This is a genomic window from Microcoleus sp. MON1_C1 (assembly GCF_036701945.1).
GTDB lineage: Bacteria > Cyanobacteriota > Cyanobacteriia > Cyanobacteriales > Microcoleaceae > Microcoleus.
Genome location: NZ_JAUBRO010000027.1, coordinates 57,472 through 79,256 on the forward strand (window position 1 = coordinate 57,472; position 21,785 = coordinate 79,256).

20 protein-coding genes and 1 pseudogene are annotated in these 21,785 nt (G+C 46.0%); 14 read left to right on the forward strand and 7 right to left on the reverse strand.

Going from position 1 to position 21,785, the window contains the following annotated elements; genetic code table 11:
- Window positions 1-267: 267 nt before the first annotated feature.
- A complete protein-coding gene (locus tag QUA62_RS16740) occupies window positions 268-2,178 on the reverse strand; it encodes an acetate--CoA ligase family protein (RefSeq protein ID WP_333405558.1) in 1,911 nt (636 codons plus the stop codon).
- Window positions 2,179-2,557: 379 nt separating this feature from the next.
- Here QUA62_RS16740 and QUA62_RS16745 point away from each other — a divergent pair, with 379 nt between their 5' ends.
- Both QUA62_RS16745 and QUA62_RS16750 read left to right on the forward strand, forming a co-directional pair.
- Window positions 2,558-2,755: a hypothetical protein gene (locus QUA62_RS16745; RefSeq protein WP_333123502.1), complete on the forward strand. Its 198-nt coding sequence runs from the start codon at window positions 2,558-2,560 to the stop codon at window positions 2,753-2,755.
- Between the two features lie 541 nt (window positions 2,756-3,296).
- Window positions 3,297-4,142, forward strand: a complete 846-nt coding sequence (locus QUA62_RS16750; protein ID WP_333217178.1) for a cyanophycinase — start codon at window positions 3,297-3,299, stop codon at window positions 4,140-4,142.
- Between the two features lie 162 nt (window positions 4,143-4,304).
- Here the strand turns inward: QUA62_RS16750 and QUA62_RS16755 are convergent, their stop codons facing one another.
- Entirely contained in the window at window positions 4,305-4,553 is a 249-nt protein-coding gene (locus QUA62_RS16755; RefSeq protein ID WP_333405598.1) for a hypothetical protein, read from the reverse strand.
- An 899-nt stretch (window positions 4,554-5,452) separates the two neighbouring features.
- On the opposite strand from QUA62_RS16755, the pseudogene QUA62_RS16760 reads away from it, so the two are divergent.
- From QUA62_RS16760 to QUA62_RS16785, 6 genes and pseudogenes are all read left to right on the forward strand, one after another.
- A pseudogene (locus QUA62_RS16760) lies at window positions 5,453-5,566 on the forward strand (glycogen-binding domain-containing protein); the annotation flags it as partial.
- Between the two features lie 189 nt (window positions 5,567-5,755).
- Window positions 5,756-6,361, forward strand: a complete 606-nt coding sequence (locus tag QUA62_RS16765; protein WP_333405560.1) for an alpha-amylase family glycosyl hydrolase — start codon at window positions 5,756-5,758, stop codon at window positions 6,359-6,361.
- A gap of 21 nt (window positions 6,362-6,382) precedes the next feature.
- The gene (locus QUA62_RS16770; protein ID WP_333405562.1) at window positions 6,383-6,772 is read left to right on the forward strand and encodes an alpha-amylase family glycosyl hydrolase; all 390 of its coding nucleotides are present in this window, start codon (window positions 6,383-6,385) and stop codon (window positions 6,770-6,772) included.
- Entirely contained in the window at window positions 6,769-6,993 is a 225-nt protein-coding gene (locus QUA62_RS16775; RefSeq protein WP_333405564.1) for an alpha amylase C-terminal domain-containing protein, read from the forward strand. The genes QUA62_RS16770 and QUA62_RS16775 overlap by 4 nt, the downstream gene beginning before the upstream one ends.
- A gap of 337 nt (window positions 6,994-7,330) precedes the next feature.
- Window positions 7,331-7,702, forward strand: coding sequence for a BON domain-containing protein (locus QUA62_RS16780; RefSeq protein ID WP_333405566.1), 372 nt, complete (start codon window positions 7,331-7,333; stop codon window positions 7,700-7,702).
- A gap of 113 nt (window positions 7,703-7,815) precedes the next feature.
- A complete protein-coding gene (locus QUA62_RS16785) occupies window positions 7,816-8,232 on the forward strand; it encodes a DUF2294 domain-containing protein (protein ID WP_333405568.1) in 417 nt (138 codons plus the stop codon).
- On the opposite strand, the gene QUA62_RS16790 is transcribed toward QUA62_RS16785, so the two are convergent.
- Window positions 8,201-8,659: a response regulator gene (locus tag QUA62_RS16790; protein ID WP_333405570.1), complete on the reverse strand. Its 459-nt coding sequence runs from the start codon at window positions 8,657-8,659 to the stop codon at window positions 8,201-8,203. The genes QUA62_RS16785 and QUA62_RS16790 overlap by 32 nt on opposite strands.
- 98 nt (window positions 8,660-8,757) lie before the next feature.
- Between QUA62_RS16790 and QUA62_RS16795 the strand changes: the two genes are divergently transcribed.
- The 3 genes from QUA62_RS16795 to QUA62_RS16805 all read left to right on the forward strand — a co-directional run bounded on the left by QUA62_RS16795 (window position 8,758) and on the right by QUA62_RS16805 (window position 13,054).
- Complete coding sequence (locus QUA62_RS16795; RefSeq protein WP_333405571.1) at window positions 8,758-8,904, forward strand: hypothetical protein; 147 nt, start codon at window positions 8,758-8,760, stop codon at window positions 8,902-8,904.
- Window positions 8,905-9,199: 295 nt separating this feature from the next.
- Complete coding sequence (locus QUA62_RS16800; RefSeq protein ID WP_333405573.1) at window positions 9,200-10,003, forward strand: DUF2267 domain-containing protein; 804 nt, start codon at window positions 9,200-9,202, stop codon at window positions 10,001-10,003.
- 402 nt (window positions 10,004-10,405) lie between these two features.
- Window positions 10,406-13,054 carry an EAL domain-containing protein gene (locus QUA62_RS16805; RefSeq protein ID WP_333405575.1) on the forward strand — a complete coding sequence of 883 codons (2,649 nt, stop codon included), beginning with the start codon at window positions 10,406-10,408 and terminating at the stop codon, window positions 13,052-13,054.
- Window positions 13,055-13,427: 373 nt separating this feature from the next.
- On the opposite strand, the gene QUA62_RS16810 is transcribed toward QUA62_RS16805, so the two are convergent.
- Window positions 13,428-15,080, reverse strand: coding sequence for an alpha-amylase family glycosyl hydrolase (locus QUA62_RS16810; protein WP_333405577.1), 1,653 nt, complete (start codon window positions 15,078-15,080; stop codon window positions 13,428-13,430).
- 485 nt (window positions 15,081-15,565) lie between these two features.
- Window positions 15,566-16,285, reverse strand: coding sequence for a response regulator transcription factor (locus QUA62_RS16815; RefSeq protein WP_190662814.1), 720 nt, complete (start codon window positions 16,283-16,285; stop codon window positions 15,566-15,568).
- A 397-nt stretch (window positions 16,286-16,682) separates the two neighbouring features.
- On the opposite strand from QUA62_RS16815, the gene QUA62_RS16820 reads away from it, so the two are divergent.
- Together QUA62_RS16820 and QUA62_RS16825 are read left to right on the forward strand one after the other, a co-directional pair.
- Window positions 16,683-18,551 (forward strand): ATP-binding protein, encoded by a 1,869-nt coding sequence (locus QUA62_RS16820; protein WP_333405578.1) that lies wholly within the window; start codon window positions 16,683-16,685, stop codon window positions 18,549-18,551.
- 362 nt (window positions 18,552-18,913) lie between these two features.
- Window positions 18,914-19,180 (forward strand): hypothetical protein, encoded by a 267-nt coding sequence (locus QUA62_RS16825; protein ID WP_333285217.1) that lies wholly within the window; start codon window positions 18,914-18,916, stop codon window positions 19,178-19,180.
- On the opposite strand, the gene QUA62_RS16830 is transcribed toward QUA62_RS16825, so the two are convergent.
- On the reverse strand, window positions 19,170-19,697 hold the full coding sequence (locus QUA62_RS16830; RefSeq protein ID WP_333285215.1) for an orange carotenoid protein N-terminal domain-containing protein: 528 nt from the start codon (window positions 19,695-19,697) through the stop codon (window positions 19,170-19,172). The two genes, QUA62_RS16825 and QUA62_RS16830, sit on opposite strands and share 11 nt — an antisense overlap.
- 327 nt (window positions 19,698-20,024) lie before the next feature.
- Between QUA62_RS16830 and QUA62_RS16835 the strand changes: the two genes are divergently transcribed.
- The gene (locus tag QUA62_RS16835) at window positions 20,025-20,390 is read left to right on the forward strand and encodes a hypothetical protein (RefSeq protein ID WP_333285213.1); all 366 of its coding nucleotides are present in this window, start codon (window positions 20,025-20,027) and stop codon (window positions 20,388-20,390) included.
- 232 nt (window positions 20,391-20,622) lie between these two features.
- Here QUA62_RS16835 and QUA62_RS16840 read toward each other — a convergent pair whose 3' ends face one another.
- A complete protein-coding gene (locus QUA62_RS16840) occupies window positions 20,623-21,762 on the reverse strand; it encodes a glycerate kinase (protein WP_333405599.1) in 1,140 nt (379 codons plus the stop codon).
- Window positions 21,763-21,785 lie beyond the last annotated feature (23 nt).

The following is a 21,785-nucleotide window of genomic DNA, read 5'->3' on the forward strand; positions in this document are numbered from 1 at the left end:
GCAATAGCACTTACCCTGAGAAACCCAATTTCTACGAAAATATGGGTGTGGTAACGAGAAAGTTGGGAAGCAATTGGCTTTTTACGAATAGTGCATCCCCCACTGAGGGATTGCCACCAATTGTAACTAAGTGTAACGAAGCGAGTTCAAATCTGGGCGAGCCCCAAGTTACTTCCCCGGAAGCACCCGAGAACGAGAAAAAGCCTCGATCTGGTGGGGCGGGTAATCAATACCCGCCCTAGAAAGCCAACTTAAATGTGGAACAGCTTACAAAACAGTCCCTATTTCCTTCAAATAAACCCGTGTGAACGGTTCATCATCTCCCAGAGTATACTGTTCGATCAACCCTTGGCGGCGAATAGAAATACTATTTCCTTCCCTCACCACAACAGTATCGTGATCGGTGCTTTCTCTGATCAACATCATCTCAGTTTCTCCCGGATTGTCCAGCACCACCATATTGCTCCCCCCATAAAACATTCCCTCAGCTTCCAAAATATTTCCGGGATATTCAGCAATTAACAAATCGAGCTTGGGATTCCGCAGCAAACTTTGCACGTTAAGATTGTAATTCTTATGCAAAACTTTTTCAGAACGGTTAACAAAAAGTCCCCCGCGGCAAACAGCACCGATCGTCCAATCGGGATGCTGCAAAAGAATGTGGTCGATTGTTTCTTGCAGATCGTGCACCGAAATTTGGTTGAAAGTAATAATCGGAATTCGGGCGGATTTTCCCGAGTCAAAGAAAGTTTCGACAATATGCGACGGCACATCAACCCCTTCTCCGACAGCCGGGTTGAGGTGCATAAAAATTCCCGGCGCGGCATTGATTTCGAGAATCCCAAAATTGCCGGTTTTCCAAGATTTGGCAAGAGTTTCTGTTATCACATCAACCCCCAAACAAGTTAACCGAAAATGTAGGGCGATATCTTGAGCTAAAACAATGTTATCCGGGTGAATACTGTGGGTAGCGTCGATGCTGACGCCGCCTGCGGAAAGATTGGCGACTTTGCGTAGAGACACAACGCGATCGCGCTCTAGGACACTCTCTAATGACAGCCCTTGTTCTGCCAGATACATTTCCATCGCTTCGTCGGACTGAATTTTGCTCAGGGCCGAAGTTGGCGTATCCAAACGTTCTGGTTTGCGGTTTTCGCGGCGGATCAATTCGCGAACTGTTGAGTCGCCATCACCTGTTACCCAAGCGGGCCGGCGTTCAGTTGCCGAAACAAATTTGCCGTCAACGCACAACAGCCTAAAATCCGATCCTTTGATGCTGTTTTCCACAATTACTCGCACCGGTTCTGTTTCCGGAATCGCCTTAACTGCTCTTTTAAAAGCGGCTTGCAATTCCTCAGCATCTCGGATATCTGCTGTGACGCCAATTCCTTTATGACCGACTACTGGTTTGACAGCAACTGGATAGCCAATGTCTCTAGCAACTGCCACAGCTCCGCTTTCTGTGGAGACGATATCGCCTTTGGGAACAGGAAATCCTAATGTAGCGAGAAAAGCTTTACAATCGTCTTTGCGCGTGGTAAAATCTGAGTCTAAATGGCTGTCAGAATCAAAAGTAGTTGCAGAGCCGCGCACGAGTTTTTTGCCGTAACCGTATTGCATCAATCCTTCATCCCACAAATAAAATACGGGAATGCCTTTTTGAGATGCCGCTCGCATTAACGAATAAACTGTCGGGCCTCCGTAAACTGACTGCCGGAACATATTTTGCAGCGCGCCCATTTGTGCTTCCAAGGGAAAGTCTTGATTTTGATTGATGGCTTCAAACCAATCCCAAACTGCGTAAACTACGGATCTGGCGGTGCGGGCGTGAAGTGCTTCTATGCTAATTCTGTTAAACTGAGAAAACGGCTGGATGTTCCAGTTTTGGAAGTGCAAACCCATGTCGAGTTTGGCTACTTCTGAGGCGGTACGGCCGAAGAGTTGGGCGTGGTTCGAGAAAGTTTCGTGCAGGATTTGCGGGTAGCGATCGCCAATAATTTCCTGGTAATGTGCGATCGGCAAAGGTTCGCTCGCGCCCGTCAACGCTAAATCGAAAACTAAAGCTGCTGTGTCTAAATAAGGGTTTGGCCCCATATAGTGTTTGAAGTTGAACACATCAAAAACATCTGTTTTTCGAGCATTGACGCGGGCTGTTTCGGTGCTTTTTTCTTGCAACATTTTCTAACCTCCTTTTAGCTAATTTTTAACGGTAACTTTATACTCGGTGCAGGGGATACTACCTGCGGGCATAGATATCGCACTGCTCAGTTGAGACAACTACTCCGACCCATTCTGCCTTCAGCCTTATTGCGAGAGTGGGGCAGTGGGGGAGTGGGGCAGTGGGGGAGTGGGTGAGAGGGGAGAGGGGAGAGTGGGAAAATATTCCTTCTTTCTTCAAGATCTGACTGAGCATTCATGACTAAGCATTGATAACTAAGCACTTATAACTAATGACTACTTCCTTCCCCGTTCAGGAAAAACCTATAACTTTAGAGAGGTACACTCCCCACTTATAATTGTTTATGACTGTGAAAGAAAATTTAAGAAGCAGCAAATTATGAAGATCGCACAAACTGCTCTCAGGGATAAAGTTCATGAATTAGCTGAGGAAGCATTTCACCGGAAGCTAATTTCTGGCTACGGCGACGGTCAAAACAGCAACGAATATCAGATTGTCTGGAACGGCAAACCCAGACACCTACCTTTAGAACGGGCGAGCACCATATTGAGCAATTTGATCGAGCGATCGCACTAACGGGCGATCGGACTAATTGAGGACTGACGCTGATCAATCTGATTTCTACGAGCAATCAGAGGAGGATTAGCGAAGAATCAGGTCAGAAACCGGATCGATCACCCCCCCCCGCGTCGGCCTTGTAATTTAAGCTCATTTTTTGACCCCTCCTATCTTCTGTTAGGGGGGGTAAGTTTTTTGTGTCGATCGTCGAGGATGAGTTAAGTAGATAGTCCTAGACGCAGAAACCGGTTTTTTTTACCAGTCGCAAACGCAAAAGCTCTCTTAAAAACCGGGGTTTCTGAGTTAAGTTTTTCCGTTCAAACGTAGAATTCTCGTTCCTATTCCCGGTTTCTTTAGTCTAGTGCCTCCAGGACTGTTTACCAAACCATCGTTACAGCCCGGAGCAAGAGTAGAAAACCACCAGAACGCTTGAGCTGTGTGCGTCCTGGAGGGGTAGGAGTCTGAGATGTTTTTGGTATCTATATATACCTTTGGGCAGTTTTCGGAAAAAGGAATTTTGTGTTTTAGTGAAACTTAATAAATTAAAAGTGGAGATAATATGGCGAGCCAGGAAACTCAGGGGAAGTTGCTAATTATTGGTGGCGCGGAAGACAAAGAGGGCGACTGCAAAATTCTGCGGGAATTCTTGCGCTGCGCCGGAGGCACTAAAGCCCGCATTGTAGTAATGACCGCTGCAACAAGCCTACCGGGAGAAGTAGGAGATAATTACATCCGAGTGTTTGAGCGACTTGGCGCTGAAGATGTGCGAGTTATTGACACTCAAAGACCCGAAGATGCCAGCGATCCAGAGCATTTAGAAGCGATCGAACAAGCCACGGGCATATTCTTTACCGGCGGAGATCAAGCGCGGATTATTAGCTGCTTGAAAGACACCAAACTCGACGCAGCTATGCACAAACGCTACTCTGAAGGGATTATCATTGGTGGCACCAGTGCCGGCGCGGCGATGATGCCAGACATGATGATTATTGAAGGAGACTCGGAGACAAATCCCCGCGTTGATGCGGTAGCAATGGGCCCGGGAATGGGTTTCCTTCCCAATGTTGTCATCGACCAGCATTTCGCCCAACGAGGTCGTCTGGGACGCTTAGTTACGGCACTCTTGCTGCAACCGGCTGTGTTGGGATTTGGTATTGACGAAAATACAGCTATTTTAGTCCACGGTGACGAGTTAGAAGTCATTGGCGAAAGCGCTGTAACTGTCATCGACGAGTCGGAAAAACTCCACGACAATATTGAGGGACGCTTGAAGGATGAGGGTTTGGCGATTTGCGGGGCCAAGTTGCACATCCTCCCCCACGGATATCGGTTTAACTTGAAAACTCGCCAGCCGGTGTTTGATAGCGCAGCAACAACAGCAGAGAGACAAAGGCAGCTCGCCTAATTTACTGGCAACTGGCAAACGTCTCAAAAGTATGTAGGGTGTGCAGTGCACACCTTACCGCTGCAACGAAGTAGGATGGTTAAAAACCCAGTTTCTGCGTCCAAAACCAATAAAAAGAAGAGGTGAAATCCTCTTCTTTTTATTGCGGCGGTTTCGGGGTTTTTAAGCAGTTTTCTGTTCGCCAAAAATCGACTGCTGCCCTTCTTCAGTCGATATTAAATTCCACCCTTGAACTCTCAGCTTCTGAAATGTTGCCCATCCCTTAGAACCGCCCGGTTCCCGGTAGTCGGATACAGCAAACTGCGGAAAAGCTGTATAAGGCCGCCACGCCTGACGGGCATCGGTACGCAAGTGCAATATCTTTTCTCCATTGCCTCCGAGTCGGGGCAACCAACACATTTGTTTTAGCATTTTTAACACTCCAGAGTTTTACAGTAACGGTAATTCGCCAACATCCCACATTAAACTTTTAGAGCCTTAGAGCCACTGCTCGGAATATCTAACGGGTAACAGGGACGAATGAGATTTTCACCAATTACCAATTACTGAGGTAGCAGCAGTCGTTAAAGCTGATTTTGGTTCTACAAAGTTTGCCGGTCAACAACTATAAAACAAGTGCTGCCAAGACATAAGCAAAAATAATCATTGCTATTCTCGGCTCAAACTTGGCTTAAAGTCGCAGGAAAACCCAGTTGAATATAGGATTCATGTTTCTGGTTTCCCTTGCCTTATAATTACAAGCTCATCCTCTCTGTTCCCGCATAAAATGACCTCTTTCTACGGTATTATTCCTGTCCGCTAAAAAATGTTTCTTTAGTTACAAATCTTAAATATTCACCACGATTTATTTAGTTATCAAAAGTTAAATTACTTTTCATACAATACTTCGGACAGTTTTGGATAGCCAACCGTAGAATAGGGGTTCAAGCCTCTAAGGCAAGTTCGCTACCAACAGAAAATCTAGGGTTTCAGACTGCGAACTCAAAACAGTCCGGACTATTTTTCATAAATAGCACTTAATAAGTTTTAGTTACTTTAACTACATTTTTGATTAAAATCAGGTTTCGGGTGCCTAGGGGCGCACCTTACTCAATCGCTAGGGTTCGCACTACTAAATCCTCCGGCTGCGCCCCCAAGTACCTTACAACATAAGAGATACAGGTTTAACTCTTAAGAACAAGAACGGTGGCGACAGATTTACCAAATTGTAAAAATCACTACTAATCACGCTTATAAGTTCTGCAAACCAGGTATTCCTGACCGCTGCAATTGAATTCAAACTCTTCGCTCCCAACAACAAAGCAGCTACACTGCTCGGCTCCTTTTCCCAATGGGCAGCAATTCCCTTAGAAAAAGATGAGAAACGTTATTTCCTCACTAACATTAAGTTAGAAGACGGTATTTATCAATACAAATTCCGAGTTCAGTCGCAAAGTCCATGTTTTGAACCGGACGAATGGGTAGAAGTCAATGACCCCTACGCTACTGAAATTGACCGCACTACGGATACAAGTACAGTTCGCATCAAAGCAGGCGCGCGAATTATTGATACCTATGTTTGGCAGCACGACGACAAAGAACTCCCCAATAATGAAGAATTAGTCGTTTACGCAATGCACGTTGCTGATTTTTCCGGGCGGGATGGTTCCGAAAGTGGCGGTAAATTCCAGCAGGTGAGGGAGAAATTAGATTATCTGTGCGATTTCGGGATAAATGCGATCGAACTAATGCCAGTTAATGAATATCCGGGCGATTATAGCTGGCGCTACAAAGTCCGCACTTTCTTTGCCCTGGAGTCCAGCTACGGCGCAACCGCAGATTTGAAGCAATTGATTGACGAGTGCCACGGACGGGGCATCCGAGTGCTCCTGGAGGGGATTTACAACCACTGCGATGAAGAATGTCCCTTATTGCTAATCGATCGCAATTATTGGTACTACCGCGACAAACACTATCCCGAAGATCCGGCTAACTACTGGGGATCGGAGTTTAACTACGAAAACTTCGACCCACAACTCGGCATTCGTCCTGCTTGGAAATTCATCGGCGATGTCGTTAATTTCTGGATTCAAGAATATCATATCGACGGCATTCGCTACGATGCAGTGCGACAGTTGAACAATCGAGATTTCCTGCACTGGATAACTCGCGAAGCGAAAAAAACCGCTGGCGACAAGCCATTTTACAACCTAGCAGAACACTTTCCCCAACTTCCCTAACTCCTCGCTGCAGAGGGGCCGATGAATGGGTGCTGGCACGAAAGTTTTCGCATTTTTGCCATAGAAAATCTCGCGGGGGATACTTTAGATATTGAAAAGCTCAAGGAAGTTCTGGATGCCAAACAACAAGGCTATCCAAAGGTAACTAATGTTATCAATTATTTACCCAGTCACGACCGATCGCACTTGCTGGCGGCAGAAAGCTTTCAGACTCTCGACCCAGAAGCGACTTTGAAACAGGCTAATTTGGGAGCAGTTTTGTTAGTCACAGCAGTAGGAATACCGATGCTGTGGATGGGCCAAGAGTTTGGACAATCCGCTCGGCAAACTCCCTACCAGCCGAATAAACTGCAATGGTTTTTGTTGAAAAATCAGCCCAATCTGAGTTGTTGGAATACTACAAACACGTGATTCGGCTACGGGAAAAAGTTCCGGCACTTTATACCGAAAATATTGAATTTATCCAAGAAAATGCCGAAGCCAAAGTCCTCGCTTACTACCGCTGGAGCGAGGAGGGAACGCGAGCAGTAGTTGTCGCCAATTTTTCGGATACTTATCTATCTGGTTACTGCATTCCTAAGTTTCCGGCTGCCGGAACTTGGCACGAGTGGATGCACAACAAAATCGTATAAGTTGGGGAAGAAGGGTTTAAGTTTGATTTGCCGGAATGGTCAGCGCAAGTATTTGTTTGAGAGTGGGAGAATTATGTCTCCAGGCAGATGAGCCGCTGAGTTGTACAACAGTAAATTGTATTTAGGATGGGCGCACCAAACTAAACAAACTGGGTTTTTCTGCCTAGGTGGATGGCTGTAACGATACTTTTTTGTAAAAAAACTTGGTTTCTGCATCCAAGAGTGCGATCGTAATTCCTGGTATTGAGAATAACAATTACAGGACGACTTGCCAACCGTCAATTAACACGTCAATTAACACGTCAATTAACACAAACTTTGTCGGAGGACAAACTCTATGGGCTGGCTAAAAAGATTGTTTGGTTTAGAAAAACTTGAAAATCAAGAAACTGTTGAGGCTCCTGCTTACCAAGCACCTGTAGCTGAAGCTCAAGCTCAGTCTGGTGGTAGCGCTCAGACAATCCCGCCGGAACGCATGGGATTGAATGGAGAATACGATCAAAGCGGTTTAGCTAAACGGGTGGCTCAGGCTTTTGATGCAAATCCAGATGTGGCGGATATTGAGACTGTTTATGTGGCTCAACTTGGCACTACTGTGGTTCTCAAAGGTACAGTTCCCAGTCAGGAAATTGTCAACAAGTTGGTGACAATTGCTAAAGGTGTTAAGGGTGCAACTGGGGTGGAAACTAATGAAGTTACTGTCGGCTAACGCGACGGTTGTTTCTAACAGTTAGCTGTTAGGAGTTAACAGTTAACTTAACTCCTAACTGTTAACTCCTAACAGTCTTTTTTATTTATCTCTCATGGTTTCAATCAAAAAATATGGCAGGGGAAACCTTAGAACCTACTCGCGGGAAATTAGAACGGACTCTTTCGCAAGGAATTCAAGCTTTGTACCGCTCTCAACTCGGACACTCAACCAGTCAGGCGCTGTGCAATCTTTTGGATAACAAATTGATAATAGTTGTCGAAAATGGGCTTACTCAACCCGAAAAACTGCTGGCTGAGAATGGTCAGCAAGATTTGGCGTTGCAGGTGCGGACACAATTAGAATCACTTCTGGAATTGCCACTGAAAGAATTAATCCAAAAGGTTTTGGGCGTGGGAGTCATTGATTTGCTCCGCGATGCGACCTTGGAGACGGGCCGCACGGGAACGATCGCAATTTTGGACTCTGCACCTCAAGTTCGTGCTTCTAATTATAAATCTAAAACTCAACCAAAACCATTGGAGAGTTAAGGTGCTGGCGGATAATTCTTTCTAAATCTTTGATGTTAAAAGGTTTGGAAAGGTATTCCACGCAGCCGGCTTGGATAATTCGAGCGCGGTCTTCTGGTTTTGCTAGTGCTGTGACAGCGACTATCGGAATATCTCTGAGATCGGGGTTTTGTTGAATGCGTTTTACCACTTCCATACCGTCTATATCCGGCAAGCAAATGTCGAGTACGATTAGGTCGGGAGGTCGATCGACTGCTGCTGAAATAGCTGCGTACCCGTCAACGGCTCCTACGCACTCGCAGCCGCATAAATCGAGTATTTGTGTCAGCAGCTCTAAGTTGTCGTGATTGTCGTCTACAGCCAACACTAAGGGGCGCTGGTCTAGCGCCTGTTGACCGTTATTTACAAACGAGGATTCCAATTTATTGTTCCAGTGAGGGTAGTTCATAAATGCCGATCGAAACGATCAAAAAAGTTGCCCCCGAGGCATTCTTCAAGTGGCGCTGCGGCACTTGAAACAGATTGGCTCGTATTTGTAGCTCTCCGATGACCAGTTTTTGGTCTAAGCCGATACAATCTCGCTACAAGGTGCGGGCAAAACGACCGCAGTGGATTAACCCCATAGCATCTGCTTATTCTACCTCTCCTAGCGCCGATTACCAACTGATGCGAGCTTGGCGTCAGCCTCGGTAAAAATACGCAATAACTACGAAAAATCTTACCAATAAAGCATCCTCGCTTAATAGCATTCCATACTGGCGACAGCTTTTTAGGATATTAACCACATTAGACATGGGTTCCCATAGACGGATCTATCTAAAGGAAGATTATAGCGGACACTTAAGTTTCCTAACTTCCACCTGCTGAGAGATACTTGATTACTCTACTTTAGACTTCAATGTTTTTAAGTAGTAAATCACAATTTAAGCCAGTAAAAAAAATTTAGTTTTTACATGAGCTTTACCGGATATTAACCTAGGAGGTTTTAATGACAATTCCAATCAGAGACGACCTGACTTACATTTTGCTCAAAAAGATTGGCAGCGGCAACGCCAAGGGAGAGTCGGAAATTAGGAACGCAGCGGAAGAATATGTCGGTCACCCGGTGGCGGAAGCGGAATTGCTAGGTCATTTGGACTACCTCAACCAAAGAGAATTTATCAAAGCTCAGTTTAGTGGCGAGCCTTACGGAGGAGCTGAGTTATTGCCGCCTTTAGTGGCATTTCAAGAAGCTGAGTTAACAGACAAAGGCCGCAAACTGTTACACAAAATGGAGACGAATCCTCCGACATCGCTCCACCACGAAGGATCGGCAGTTCCTATCGCTTCAAAGGATATGCCGTTTTTGGAAAAAGTGATGGTAAACGGTCACTTGGAGGATATTTTTGATGCCAGGGACATTACCGAAGTAGTGTACCGGGTCATGCGCGATGTGATGACAAAAGATGCCATCGAGCACGTGGAATCTGAATTGCACAAAGAAGTTTTGCCTACGGATGACAAAACCCTGCAACAAGAAATAGCAGACCTGTGGAAAGATACAAATCCGCTGGTGGGATTGCTAAGCCGGATACGTCAGCCTTTGACCGGCCCGCCTGCACCTGCGGGGATCGATGGCAATTTGTTTGCACGGAGGGTGGAACTAGAAGGCGCACTTCCTTCGGGAGTAAAACCGGAAACTGCGATCGCGGCTGTATTTTCGGCAACGAAGGATGAGCTGTCCGAGGAGCGAATTCAGGAAATAGCCGGCTTTTTGCCGGACAGAATTCGGGAATTGTGGGAGTCGGCTTAACGAGACCTTTTAAGGTATAAATACTTACCAGCCGGGTTGACCAACCAGTATTCTCCCTCCAGAGGGGACTATAGTGCTTGGTCAACCCGGTTTCTCTATACCTTTTGTCTGCTAGCTCTGCAATTGTTTTGTAGTGAGGACTTGAGTCCCGATCGAACTCGATCGGACTTGAGTCCTCACTCATTGTCAGATTGCTCTTTCCTTGCCTTGTAAGTGCTGTGAAAAACCCGGTTTATCACCCAAATTTGTCGAAAAAGCCGAAAGATCCCCAGAAACGGAGTTTCTAGCTGTTGGGTTGGGTCAATGCCCTAGAGGCCGCGAAAGTGTAGTAATGTATAATACAGGGCAACTTAAGACGGTGGCTCGCAAAAATGCTGTCAACAGCCCGGGAGATCAAAAGGCATGACCCGCACCAAAGCTAGACAAATGTCACGATCGACTTTACAACAAGAGATTTTACTCAATCGAATTACCAATCGCATCCGCAACTCTTTAGAACTCCAAGAGATTTTGACGACAACTGCGCGAGAAATCCGCAGCTTTTTAGATAGCGATCGAGTAAAAGTTTATCGCTTTGAGGCCGACGGTAGCGGTGAGGTAATTGCTGAGTCGATCAACGGCGACAATTTGTCCTCTATGCTGGGTTTGCGCTTTCCCTCAGGCGACATTCCCCAGAGTGCTCGGGAAATGTTTCTCAAAGCGCGCCAGCGAGTGATTGTAGATGTGGAATTGAAGCATCAAACAATTAATCGGTTAGATTGTCCCGAAACCGGCAAAACTTTAGCAGTTGAAGATATTAGCTATAGTCCTGTAGACCCGTGTCACGCTGAATATCTGAAGGCTATGGGGGCACGTTCTTCTCTGACGGTGCCGATTGTGCATCAAAATCAGCTTTGGGGGCTGTTGGTGTCTCACCACAGCCAACCGAAACGGTTTAGCGATCGAGAATTGAAAATGGTGCAGTTGCTTGTGGATCAACTTTCAATTGCGATCGCCCAATCTTTTCTCCTGAGTCAAGCTAGACAGCAAGCGCGTGACGAAGCCGTTATCAACCAAATTACCAGTTTGCTGCATTCTCCCCTAGAACTCAACGAAATTCGGAAAGCAGTTCTCGAACAAACAGTCAAGCATTTGCACGGTTCGGGAGGGCGACTCTACCTTGCAGCCGAGTTTGGCGATCGGCCCGCTTTGCTTTATACCTGTGGCCAGCAGCCCCCGGACATCGACCTTGAACTCAGCCCGTTTTGGCAGCAGATTATGGGGAGGGCAAACGAAGACGATCGATCACAAACTGCTAATCATACAAGCCAATTAGGTATTTTTGAAAATCTATATTCCCAGCATTACAATTCAATTGACAGCAATATTCCCAATTTTATCGTACCGGACTTGTACGCAATTTCCGATATTTCTAAAGAACCTCAACTTAAATCTGCATCTGCCAATTTAGTCGCCGCTTCCATTTGTTCATTTTTGGCAGTACCGCTGCAATACCGCCAACAGTGCATCGGCTGTCTCACCGTTTTTCGCAGCCCTATAGAAACAGAAATTTTGTGGGCGGGCCGTTGCAGTTCGGACGCCCGGAACGATCGTCCCCGACAGTCCTTTGCAGCTTGGAAAGAAATCAAAACAGGCGAAGCTCAAAAGTGGACCAGCGAAGAACAGAAGCTAGCACAATCTTTAGGAACTCACCTGTACATGGCTGCAATGCAGAGGCGCGTCGAGGCAATGATCCGACATCAAGCTTCTCACGATCCATTAACCGGTTTACCTAATAGATTACTGTTTAATGAAAGGCTGTCTTTAGCTTTAGCTAGCGCTCACCAAAATGGAGAAATGCTGGCGGTAATTTTTCTAGATTTAGATAGATTTAAAAATGTTAACGATACTCTCGGTCACCCAGTGGGCGATTTGTTGCTGCAAAGTGTATCTCGGCGTTTGACTGACTGTTTGCGCGTGGGGGATTCGATGGCTCGTTGGGGCGGAGATGAATTTACTGTGCTGCTGTACAATATCAACAGCCCAGAGGAAGCAACTAAAATTTGCCAGCTAATTATCCAGAGTTTAAGCAGTCCTTTTGATTTTGAGGGTCTGGAACTTTATATTAAGGCTAGCTTGGGAATTGCTTTGGCTCCTTATGACGGAGAAGATGCAGAAACTTTGCTGAAAAATGCTGATGCTGCGATGTACAAAGCTAAACAGAAAGGTCGCAATAATTATCAGTTTTACACGCAGGCGATCGGCAGTAAAGTCTCCGAGGATCTTAACTTAGAAAATAATCTTTACAAAGCTCTAAAAAATTCTGAGTTTGTGCTGCACTATCAGCCGCAAATAAACTTAAAGACTGGCAAAATAGTGGGCCTGGAAGCTCTGATTCGCTGGGAGCATCCCGAACGCGGTTTGATTTCTCCCGATCGATTTATTCCCTTAGCTGAGGAAACAGGATTAATCTGCCCGATTGACGAATGGGTGATGCGGACTGCTTGCTTGCAAAATCGAGCGTGGCAGTTACAGGGATTGCCGCCGATGCGGATAGCGGTGAATTTATCAGCCCGCCAGTTTCTGCAACCTCACACGGTAAAAATCATCGCTGAAATTTTATTAGAAACCCAGTTAAATCCCGAGTATTTAGAAATAGAAATTACCGAGAGCATTGCGATGACAGATGTGAGCTTTACGGTGTCGGTATTGCAGCAGTTGCAGGACATGGGAATTCACATTTCTCTGGACGATTTTGGCACCGGTTATTCTTCGCTGTGGTCTCTGAAAAACTTTCCCCTCAATCATTTAAAAATAGATAAATCTTTCGTGGCCGATTTGGTGACCGGCAGCAGCGGTGCTACTATTGTGAAACTGGCGATCGCCTTGGGACAGGGCCTGAATTTACAGGTGATTGCGGAGGGAGTGGAAACAGCAGAACAGTTGGCGTTTTTGCAATCCCATCACTGCGATATGGGTCAGGGTTACTTCTTTAGCAAACCCATACCGGCGGCGGCTATAACCCAATTGTGCTTAGAAAATCAATCTGAGGAAATAAGAAGTTTAAATTAACAATCAAGAAGCGGAATACAAAAGAGTTTCTGTTTTGAGTTGTGAATGGACTCGGAGCCTGTCAAATAACCCTTATAAGTTTGTAGTCAGGAAATTCGTTCTCGGACTTTGGGGGAATTAAGAAAAAACTCAAGTTCTTCTACCAATTTTTTATGAGGCTGCATAGAATCAGATCCCCCCTAGCCCCCCTTAATAAGGGGGGGACAAGATTCCGCTCAAAGTTGGTCTTCTTAAGAGGGATTTAGGGGGATCGAGATATGTGCAACTTCACATTAAATTGGTATTACTACCAACATTTTTTTTCGGGTTTGTAGTAAGAACTTCAGTCCTGATATTTTTGAATTGGGAATCAGTGCTTTCAATGCCTAACAGCTTACTGCCAAACAAACACTTTCGCTTCGTATTCCGGCAAGTCAATCATAATATTGTCATCGCCAGATTCAATATCATAATTCCCTGTCCATTCGTGCCAAGTTCCGTTTGCCGGGAAGTGGGGCACGCTGTAACCTGCTAAATAATTTTCCGACATATTCGCCACTACTACAACTCTCGAACCTTCATCGTTCCAGCGAGTGTAAGCAAAAACTTTCGAGTCGGGGTCTTCGTGGAAAAAGTCGATGTTTTCTGTGTAAAGTGCTTGGTTATTTTTACGCAGGTGAATCAAGCCTTTGTAGTATTCCCACAAACCTTTATTCAGGTCATTTCCTAGCAGCGTCCAGTCAATTTTAGATTGCTCAATAGTTTTGGGTTTGTATTCGCCAAATTCTTCGCCCATCCAAATCAGCGGCACGCCAACTGCTGTCATTAACAGTACGGTTCCCAACTTCGCCCGCTTGAAGGCGGCTTCATCCAAAATGCCGCGCGAACCCAATTCGGCAAAAAGGCGATCGTGGTCGTGATTGCTCAAATAATTAACTACATTCGTAGCACCCAAGTAACCTTGCCGCTTGCAGTCGATTACCTCTTTGAGCCGTTCTAAATCAAAATTGTCGCCACAGAGTTGTGGAATTAGGGAGTGATAGAAACTGTCGTGCCAGCAGCCGTCCATCGGCCCGTCTAGATTCGTGATGCTGGGATCGTCGGGAATGTATTCGGCAACGGTGTAAAACGGTTTGGGGCCGGCGACACTTTTGGCTTCTTGAACGATCCAGTGCATGAAATCGTAGTTAGCAATTTGTCGCGCCGCGTCGAAACGAATGCCGTCGAGATGATATTCTTGAATCCAGAAGCGGACTGTATCGCCAGCAAATCTGCGTGCGGGGAAAGTTCCTAAGTTTTCGTCATAGAATTCGTAGTTAAATTCCGGGCCCCAATTGTTGTCTGGATCGCGGGGTTCGTGGTGAAACCAATAATCGTGATCGATTTGAGTGAGGGGGCTCGATGCTTCCGCGTGGTTGTAAATCCCGTCGATGATGACGCGAATGCCGCGCCCGTGACACTCGTCTATCAGGTTTTTGAGTTCTTCTGTGGTTCCGTAGCTGGACTCGGCAGCGAAGAAGTAGCGGGGGTTGTAGCCCCAACTGTAGTCGCCTGGGTATTCTTTGAGGGGCATGAGTTCGATCGCGTTGATGCCGAGTTCGACTAGGTAATCGAGTTTTTCGACAACGTGCTTGTACTGACCGCGGGCCAGGGGATCGGCTTCGCCGCCCGAAAAGTCAGCAACGTGCATTTCATAAATCACTAATTCCCGATCGGCAGGTAGCGGTTTATCGTCGTGTTTCCAGACGTAGGTATCGACAATGCGATCGCCGTCTTTGATCCGAACCAGGCCGTTTTGAGTGGGATCGTCGATGTCAGTCGCGTAGGGATCGACTATATCTACCCACTGATCCGCTTCCACAAACCAGCTTTTCGACTGAACGCGGAATTTGTATTGATAAACGCCATCCTCCAACTCAACTCGCGTGCGGAAAAAACCCTCTTCGTCCTTTTCCATCGGAATCTCTTCCCAATTAGAAAAAGAGCCAATCAAGGCAGCTCCTTTGTTGTAGGGAGCAAATAATTTGAATTCAATTGGAGCGGCCATAATACCTCTTTCTAAAATATTTCACTAACAGTTGATACTTTTAATTTCGCTAATTTAAGCGAACTCAGCATCGCTCTGCGGATATAATTTCTTTAAGGCTTAACTATTCCTAAAAGTATCTTAATCTGGCCTGGGCCTGCGCCTTTTATGAAGTGATATCGCGCAATATTGGCAGTGGGAGCGAAATTTATTTAACTGGGGATCGCTCAACAATAAGTATTATTAATATGATATTTTTTTAGCATCTATCTTAAGGTATATTGACTTTTTTTAAAAGTAAAAAAAATATCTGTACTGGGATAGATGCGGATTTAAACTTTATCTATTTTTTAACAACAAACAATTGTTCGGCTGGTGCACACTGCCTGCCATAATTTTTTGGTAATAATTAGTCAGTCGGTGTGCACTGCACACCCTAAATCAGTGGCCGTAAGGTGCGCCCAGCGCACCCTACTTTTAACTTGATTTTGCCTGACGCTCAGGCTTCATCCAACCAAGCCAGAACGCAGGGCAAGAACGGCAGCCTGAGTGCGGTCATCAGCACACAACTTGTTCAAAATATTGCGGACGTGAGTCTTGACTGTACCGACAGTAATGTAAAGCTTTTCGGCGATTGCAGCATTGCTGTAACCCTGCACTATCAGTTCCAAAACCTCTAATTCCCGTTCGGTTAAAGGGTAAGTCTCAATGATGTGACTAAACTCGGGTTCGGCAGCCTTAATTGTGACTCTTTTGCCCTCAGCCTTCGGTTCTTCCGGCGCGGACTCCTGAGTGCGAGCTTGTTTCAGGACGATGCGGGCGATCGCCGGATCGATCCAAGAGTTACCTTCGTGAGTTACTTTTACTACATCTAATAACTGATCGAAGCTAATATCTTTCATGCAGTAAGAGTCAGCTCCGGCGGCAAAAGCTGCCAAAACTTCTTCTTCATTGTCCTGAAAAGTCAGAATCAAAATTTTGGTATCTGGATCGGACTCCGCTACCGTTTTTTTGAACTTTTGTGTCAATTCAATGCCATCAAAATCCGGCAGCCCAATATCTACAATTGCCACGTCAGGTTTTGAAGACTGAAGCAGTTTCAATCCCTCAGTAGCGTTAGCGGCATCCCCGACAACTTCTATCGTGTCACGCTGTTGTAAAGCTGTGCGGATGCCGACTCTTGTCAGGTCATGGTCTTCTATCAAAGCAACGCGAATTTTACTCATCTTTCTTCCAATAGTCCAGTAAACTTTAAAAATATCGTCAACTGACTCAGCTAAACTGAGAAAATTTGAGAATGTGTCCTGATTTAGGGTTTTACAGGCTGCACATCATTTTTAAGCATACTCATGTAGCCGCCCAGAATGCAAGTTAATTTTTAAGTTATTTTGCGGCGATGCCTGCACGAGCCCGATCCGGACAGGTAAGCTCTCAATGTTTCAACAGTTTAACTGAATTATCTCATTGTCCGCCCGTTGATAGAGGTAAAGATACCACTACCCATATAAATTTAAAGTATAAAAAATTTTGATGCACTTGGCTCGTCAAAATCAATAAAGCTAGCAGCACGAGTCTTTAGCCGGTGTTAGGGCTTAAGTCCAATGCTTATTTATATAACCTGTTATGACTCAGTATCCCGGCAATAAGTCTTTTCAGTCGGAGTTTTCCGGCTCTGAAATCTTACACAAAGTATCTGAAATAACATCCCCCCAACCGCAAGTTTGCGACTCCCAAACTCAGGAGGATGGCCTGTGGGAGGCAAATCCTTACATAGTTTGGAAAGCGTATGCCGACGGCTGGGTGAGTTATTTAGGTCCGCGCTGGGAGGAATATACGGGGGTACCAGCAGCTGCAGCTTTGGGTTTCGGCTATCTGGCGCAGATCCACCCAGAAGACCGTTCTCGTCTGTTGGCGAGATCGCAGGCTTCTAAGTTCCCGCCACTAAGTTACGAAATTATATTTCGTCTGCGGACGCGGGAGGGCACTTACCGCTGGAATCTGGCCAGAGCAACGCCCGCTAATCTAGACAGTCAGGAAGTTTTGGAATGGGTGGGAACCTATACAGATATGGACGCGCTCCAACAAACTCAACCCGAACCCCAAGCAGAACCAGAATTGTTGCCCCATCAAGTGCCCTCGGAAGACAATTTCACAGCAGAAAAGTTGTGTGAAGCCGAAACGGTAAGGGACAGCGGGCGGGAGTTGCACGCGATCGATCGGTTTACAAATCTGTTGAGCCAGCGCGCGGGTAGCTTGGGTCAGTTGTTGCAAGGCATTGCGGACGCGACTGTAGAGGCGATCGCAGGAGCGGAATTTTGCCTAGTTGCTCTCCTGGAGTACGATTGCAGCGGCCTCAAACTCACCGCTGTCGGGGGCACGGAAAACTTTGGTAAGGGCAAAACCCCGCACGTGCAAAACAAGCTGCTTTGGAAAGCATTTGCGACGGGAGAGTCTGTACTGTTGCGGTCGGAGTCTGGCGACGGCTTGCTGCCGGCGGCGGCTTGTGCAGCGGCGATCGAGTCCGGGCAAAGCGGGCGTTTGGGTGTGTTGGCCATCGGCAACGGGAAAGACAGCACGGCCATGGACGCCCATACTCAGCAACTGCTGGCGGTGATGGGAAAACAAGCTGCGATCGCGATTAACAGCGCGCGGGCGATCGAAAAATTAAAAAAACAGGAACAGCTTTTAGACTTGCAAAACGAGCTGCTAATTCGCCAGCAGGAAGAACTGGAAAATCAGGCGCGACGCATTCAACAGCAAAAATTGCAACTGCTAGAAGCAGCGAAGTTAAAATCACAATTTTTGGGCATCATGTCCCACGAATTGCGAACTCCCATGAATTCGATTATCGGCTTTTCCCAATTGCTGCTGCGCCAGCACAAACAACTGCTGACCGCCCAGCAAACAGAAATGGTGGGGCGCATTTTACATAACGGCAAAAACCTGCTACTGCTAATTAACGATATCCTCGACCTCTCCAAAATCGAGAGTGGCCGCACAGAATTAAAAATTGAAAAATTTCATTTAGGGCATTTAGTAATGGATGTCGCCCGGGAATTCGGAAATCAAGCCACCGATAAGAACGTGGCAATAGCCGTCAGCGTCTGCTTGCAGGATCAGTTTATAGTTAATGACAAGTCGCGCCTGCGGCAAATTTTGGTCAATCTCGTTTCCAACGCGGTTAAATTCACACATCAGGGCAGCATTTACATTGAGGTGCGGGAATTTAATTGCGATCGGCTAAGTATAACCGTTCGGGATACAGGAATCGGCATCTGTGAAAAGGATGTTCCCCACATTTTCGACAAGTTCCACCAAGGCGACCAAACCACAACTCGCCAATATCCAGGCACCGGTTTAGGACTAGCTATTTGTGCTTCTTTAGTCAAGCTGATCGACGGTACAATTACTGCCGAAAGTAAACCCCAAAAAGGTTCGGTATTTCGGATGGAATTCCCGCGTAAAGTTTACCCTAAAAAACTCACTTGCTGACTGAAAACTTTTTTTCTAGAACTTCTGAAAAATAGGGCTATATATAGATTATAGGGGAGCATCGGTATGGAAACGCCCAGACCTAAGTCCGGCGCGGGGTGCTTCGACTTTTAATAATTGGTATAAGATTGATGATTAGAGTTCTTGCAAAAGTCAAATTTACCCCCCGCAATTCCCCCCTTATTAAGGGGGGAAACAAGAATAATCCTGCCTCCTCTCCTCCCCTTCAATCAGAAGATTTTTCCCGATAGGGCGGGTGGAGTGAATGTAGTTCGCTCAGTGGAAATGTGCTGTAGCAAGACTTTGTTAAACTGGTATTATATTTACAGCAAATTGCCGCTCTCAAGAGTGATCTAATAGTCATGGCGAGCAATTGTTTGGCGATCGATCGCCATGACATACTATCTATACTCATGCAACTAAAAAAAGCAAGTATTAAAACCGGATTTAATATACAAATCAGCGGACACAATGAGGTTTATTTATGTCCGCTAATCATATTAAATTTGGTTTTAATGTCTGCTTTATTCTTCAGTCTGCGGATGACGTTGGGCGAAGCTCAGTCGCTCCGCAGGCTGGGTTTGACTCTCTGCCGCGGTTTGAACCGCCGAGTCTTCTCTAAAGACTAGAAGTTTTCCCTACTTCCGCCTGAGTAGCAATTGGTTTAACATCGGTGTAGCCCATACTATTAGCTACGTCGCGCAGCACCGAAATTTGCTGTTCAAAATCAAGACCTTCAATTTGACCCAACACGCCATTGACAGCCTCAGTTGCCTCATATCCTTCGGGGATATCGACAATTGTTTCCCCCATACCAATAGCCCAAGCATACCAAACCACCAACTGATTGTTAGCAGTTAAAGCTCCGTAAGCGTGAGAATACGGCGTGTCGTCGCCGTTGACAATACCGCGCATTATATTCAGTTGTTGGTCATGGGAAAGCTTGTAAAAATCATCGAGCAGCATGGGAGCTAATTGTGGGTCGGCGGCGGCGGGAGCGGCTGGTGTAACTGAATCTCCCATTTTTTCATAAACAAAGTAGAGCAGCGCCAGTTTTTCATCTGTACCCAACCCGTTGATTGCCTGAACGATGTTTTGAGTGTCGTTGGAGAGAGAGTGAGGATTGGTCGCGGCGGGTGAGTTCATAAATAAAATTCCTTAAAAATGTTTCCAGAATATATAAGTATCAAGATTTGTAAGTGCAAGTCACCATCCCCTAGAGGTAATACGATTTGAGATTTGAGATTTGAGATTTGAGATTAAACAATGGGGAATGGCTGAGTATGTATGGGTTTGGAGCTTGCCTAAAGTTGCATTATTTTCAGAAAGTGGTGTAATGTTAACACACCACCCTAGAATAAATCATCCTTAAGATAGAAGCCAACGATACATCTGCGGGTAGATGAAAAAGGCTGGGATTCAAGTAATAATTGATACAGTGCATTGTTAAATAAAACTAGCAAGGAGTCGGCTATGTCTGAAATCAATCCAGAAGTCAATAACATTGAAAACTTTGACGCTCAGCAGATCACTGAAAGCGCGGAAGCTGGAGAACAAAAGTTGCCGACCGTTAATGTATCAGCAGACTACGAAGCTTCAAAAGAATTCAGCGTTAGTGACATCGATCGCACGAGTGCCGGCGCCGAAGCTGCAGCCGCTGCAACTGCACCTAAATTTGCTATTCCCGCTCCTACAGAGATCCCACTGCCGGCAGATACAAGCGGCAATCCCGATGCTTTTCGTTCGATGGCTCACGACATTACGCCTTCTGGTACACCGGGCGAAGTTACCGACGATTTGATCCAGAAAGCGCTCGATCTTGGTACTCCTGGCAGTTAATTTAGAAATTCTCCATCCTCGATGCAAAACCTCTGTATTGTAGGGTGCTTATGGCGCGCCTTACCCCTCTAATTCGCGCGTCAAATCACTTTTTGCATAAGTCCTGAATAGTCAAGTGAGTGCACGATAAGCTGCAATACAGTAGGGACACAACAGTGTTGTGTCCTTAAAAGCTGCAATAGGGTAGGGACACAACATTGTTGTGTCCTGAAAGCGTTAGTTTTAAGTCTTTCTAATCGCTTAATTTTAAGTCGATCGGCCGACAAATTTTGCCGACAGTGCGATCGCCCAAAATTTCAATTACTAAATCCACCCGATCGCCCTCCTCAACCATCGACTTAATAAATAACTCGGGATGCAGCGCTTTCCAGAAATATTCGACAAACCGATTAATTTCAGCTTCTGACATTCCCGGCTTCCCCGTCGCCATCATTTCCCGTTCCGCCTGATTGCGCCACACTTGAGAAATGCGATAATCTTGGGGATACAAAACCATCAACCGATCTAATCGGTTCCACAGCGGCAGATAGTCGTGCAGCTTCGCATTCATGTCGCGCGCAAACTGACAGTCGCTTTCTGTGGAAATCGGAAACGGTGCAGCAGCCAAAAACTCGTTTAATTTGGCATCAACCACCGGATTAACACCGACAAACCAACCTTCAAAAAGTACAATATCCGCACCGGAAATAATTTCGGGTTGACTTCTATCTCCTGCACCTCCATAGGCAGATTTGTCAAACCTGGGAATTTCTATATTTTTTATTATATCCGGTTTGAGGGCATCAGATTTGGGATTGTCAACTGCTGCTAAATTGTGAGTTTGAGAACCGCGCAACTTGTCTAAAACTGCGATTCCCAAGTCAATATCGTGAGTGCCGGGAGGGCCGCGCCAAATAAAACGCGGATCTGCTTTTTGGAGTTGTTGGCGATCGGCATAACTCTTGTAAAGATCGTCTAAAGAAAGGCTGACAGTAGAATATCCCAATTTTCCCAGAATCAGCCTCAAAACTTGGCATAAAGTAGTTTTTCCCGTTCCTTGCCCTCCTAAAATTCCTTGAATTAAAGGACGGTTTAAACTTTGTTTGGCAGTCGATAATTGCATTGCCAGCGGCAGCCAAAGATTCCACAAAGTTTCGAGAAAAACAGTTGACTTTAGCGGGAAAGTATGCAGTTCGTCAAGAATAGAAAAGAATAAATCGGTTTTGCAGCGGACAACATCGGCTGCATTGTCGGGAGTAATGCCAAAAGCGCGCGATCGCAAATCATCTGCAAGTTCCCAAACAGCCAGGTGCTCGAAGTCGGGAGGGCTCGGGCGATTGCCGGCGTGCCACCGATGTAAAATTTCAACAGGGGTTACAGTCGATCGATCCATCTTCTCAAAACTCTTGATGCGGG

Excerpts from the sequence above, each read along its gene's own strand:
- QUA62_RS16790 (WP_333405570.1), bottom strand. The coding sequence starts at position 8,659 with ATGAACTACCCTCACTGGAACAATAAATTGGAATCCTCGTTTGTAAAT.
- QUA62_RS16780 (WP_333405566.1), top strand. The coding sequence starts at position 7,331 with ATGGGCTGGCTAAAAAGATTGTTTGGTTTAGAAAAACTTGAAAATCAA.
- QUA62_RS16810 (WP_333405577.1), bottom strand. The coding sequence starts at position 15,080 with ATGGCCGCTCCAATTGAATTCAAATTATTTGCTCCCTACAACAAAGGA.
- QUA62_RS16785 (WP_333405568.1), top strand. The coding sequence starts at position 7,816 with ATGGCAGGGGAAACCTTAGAACCTACTCGCGGGAAATTAGAACGGACT.
- QUA62_RS16805 (WP_333405575.1), top strand. The coding sequence starts at position 10,406 with ATGACCCGCACCAAAGCTAGACAAATGTCACGATCGACTTTACAACAA.
- QUA62_RS16750 (WP_333217178.1), top strand. The coding sequence starts at position 3,297 with ATGGCGAGCCAGGAAACTCAGGGGAAGTTGCTAATTATTGGTGGCGCG.
- QUA62_RS16820 (WP_333405578.1), top strand. The coding sequence starts at position 16,683 with ATGACTCAGTATCCCGGCAATAAGTCTTTTCAGTCGGAGTTTTCCGGC.
- QUA62_RS16755 (WP_333405598.1), bottom strand. The coding sequence starts at position 4,553 with ATGCTAAAACAAATGTGTTGGTTGCCCCGACTCGGAGGCAATGGAGAA.
- QUA62_RS16835 (WP_333285213.1), top strand. The coding sequence starts at position 20,025 with ATGTCTGAAATCAATCCAGAAGTCAATAACATTGAAAACTTTGACGCT.
- QUA62_RS16740 (WP_333405558.1), bottom strand. The coding sequence starts at position 2,178 with ATGTTGCAAGAAAAAAGCACCGAAACAGCCCGCGTCAATGCTCGAAAA.
- QUA62_RS16830 (WP_333285215.1), bottom strand. The coding sequence starts at position 19,697 with ATGAACTCACCCGCCGCGACCAATCCTCACTCTCTCTCCAACGACACT.
- QUA62_RS16795 (WP_333405571.1), top strand. The coding sequence starts at position 8,758 with ATGACCAGTTTTTGGTCTAAGCCGATACAATCTCGCTACAAGGTGCGG.
- QUA62_RS16800 (WP_333405573.1), top strand. The coding sequence starts at position 9,200 with ATGACAATTCCAATCAGAGACGACCTGACTTACATTTTGCTCAAAAAG.
- QUA62_RS16815 (WP_190662814.1), bottom strand. The coding sequence starts at position 16,285 with ATGAGTAAAATTCGCGTTGCTTTGATAGAAGACCATGACCTGACAAGA.
- QUA62_RS16840 (WP_333405599.1), bottom strand. The coding sequence starts at position 21,762 with ATGGATCGATCGACTGTAACCCCTGTTGAAATTTTACATCGGTGGCAC.
- QUA62_RS16765 (WP_333405560.1), top strand. The coding sequence starts at position 5,756 with ATGCACGTTGCTGATTTTTCCGGGCGGGATGGTTCCGAAAGTGGCGGT.
- QUA62_RS16825 (WP_333285217.1), top strand. The coding sequence starts at position 18,914 with ATGGCGAGCAATTGTTTGGCGATCGATCGCCATGACATACTATCTATA.
- QUA62_RS16745 (WP_333123502.1), top strand. The coding sequence starts at position 2,558 with ATGAAGATCGCACAAACTGCTCTCAGGGATAAAGTTCATGAATTAGCT.
- QUA62_RS16770 (WP_333405562.1), top strand. The coding sequence starts at position 6,383 with ATGAATGGGTGCTGGCACGAAAGTTTTCGCATTTTTGCCATAGAAAAT.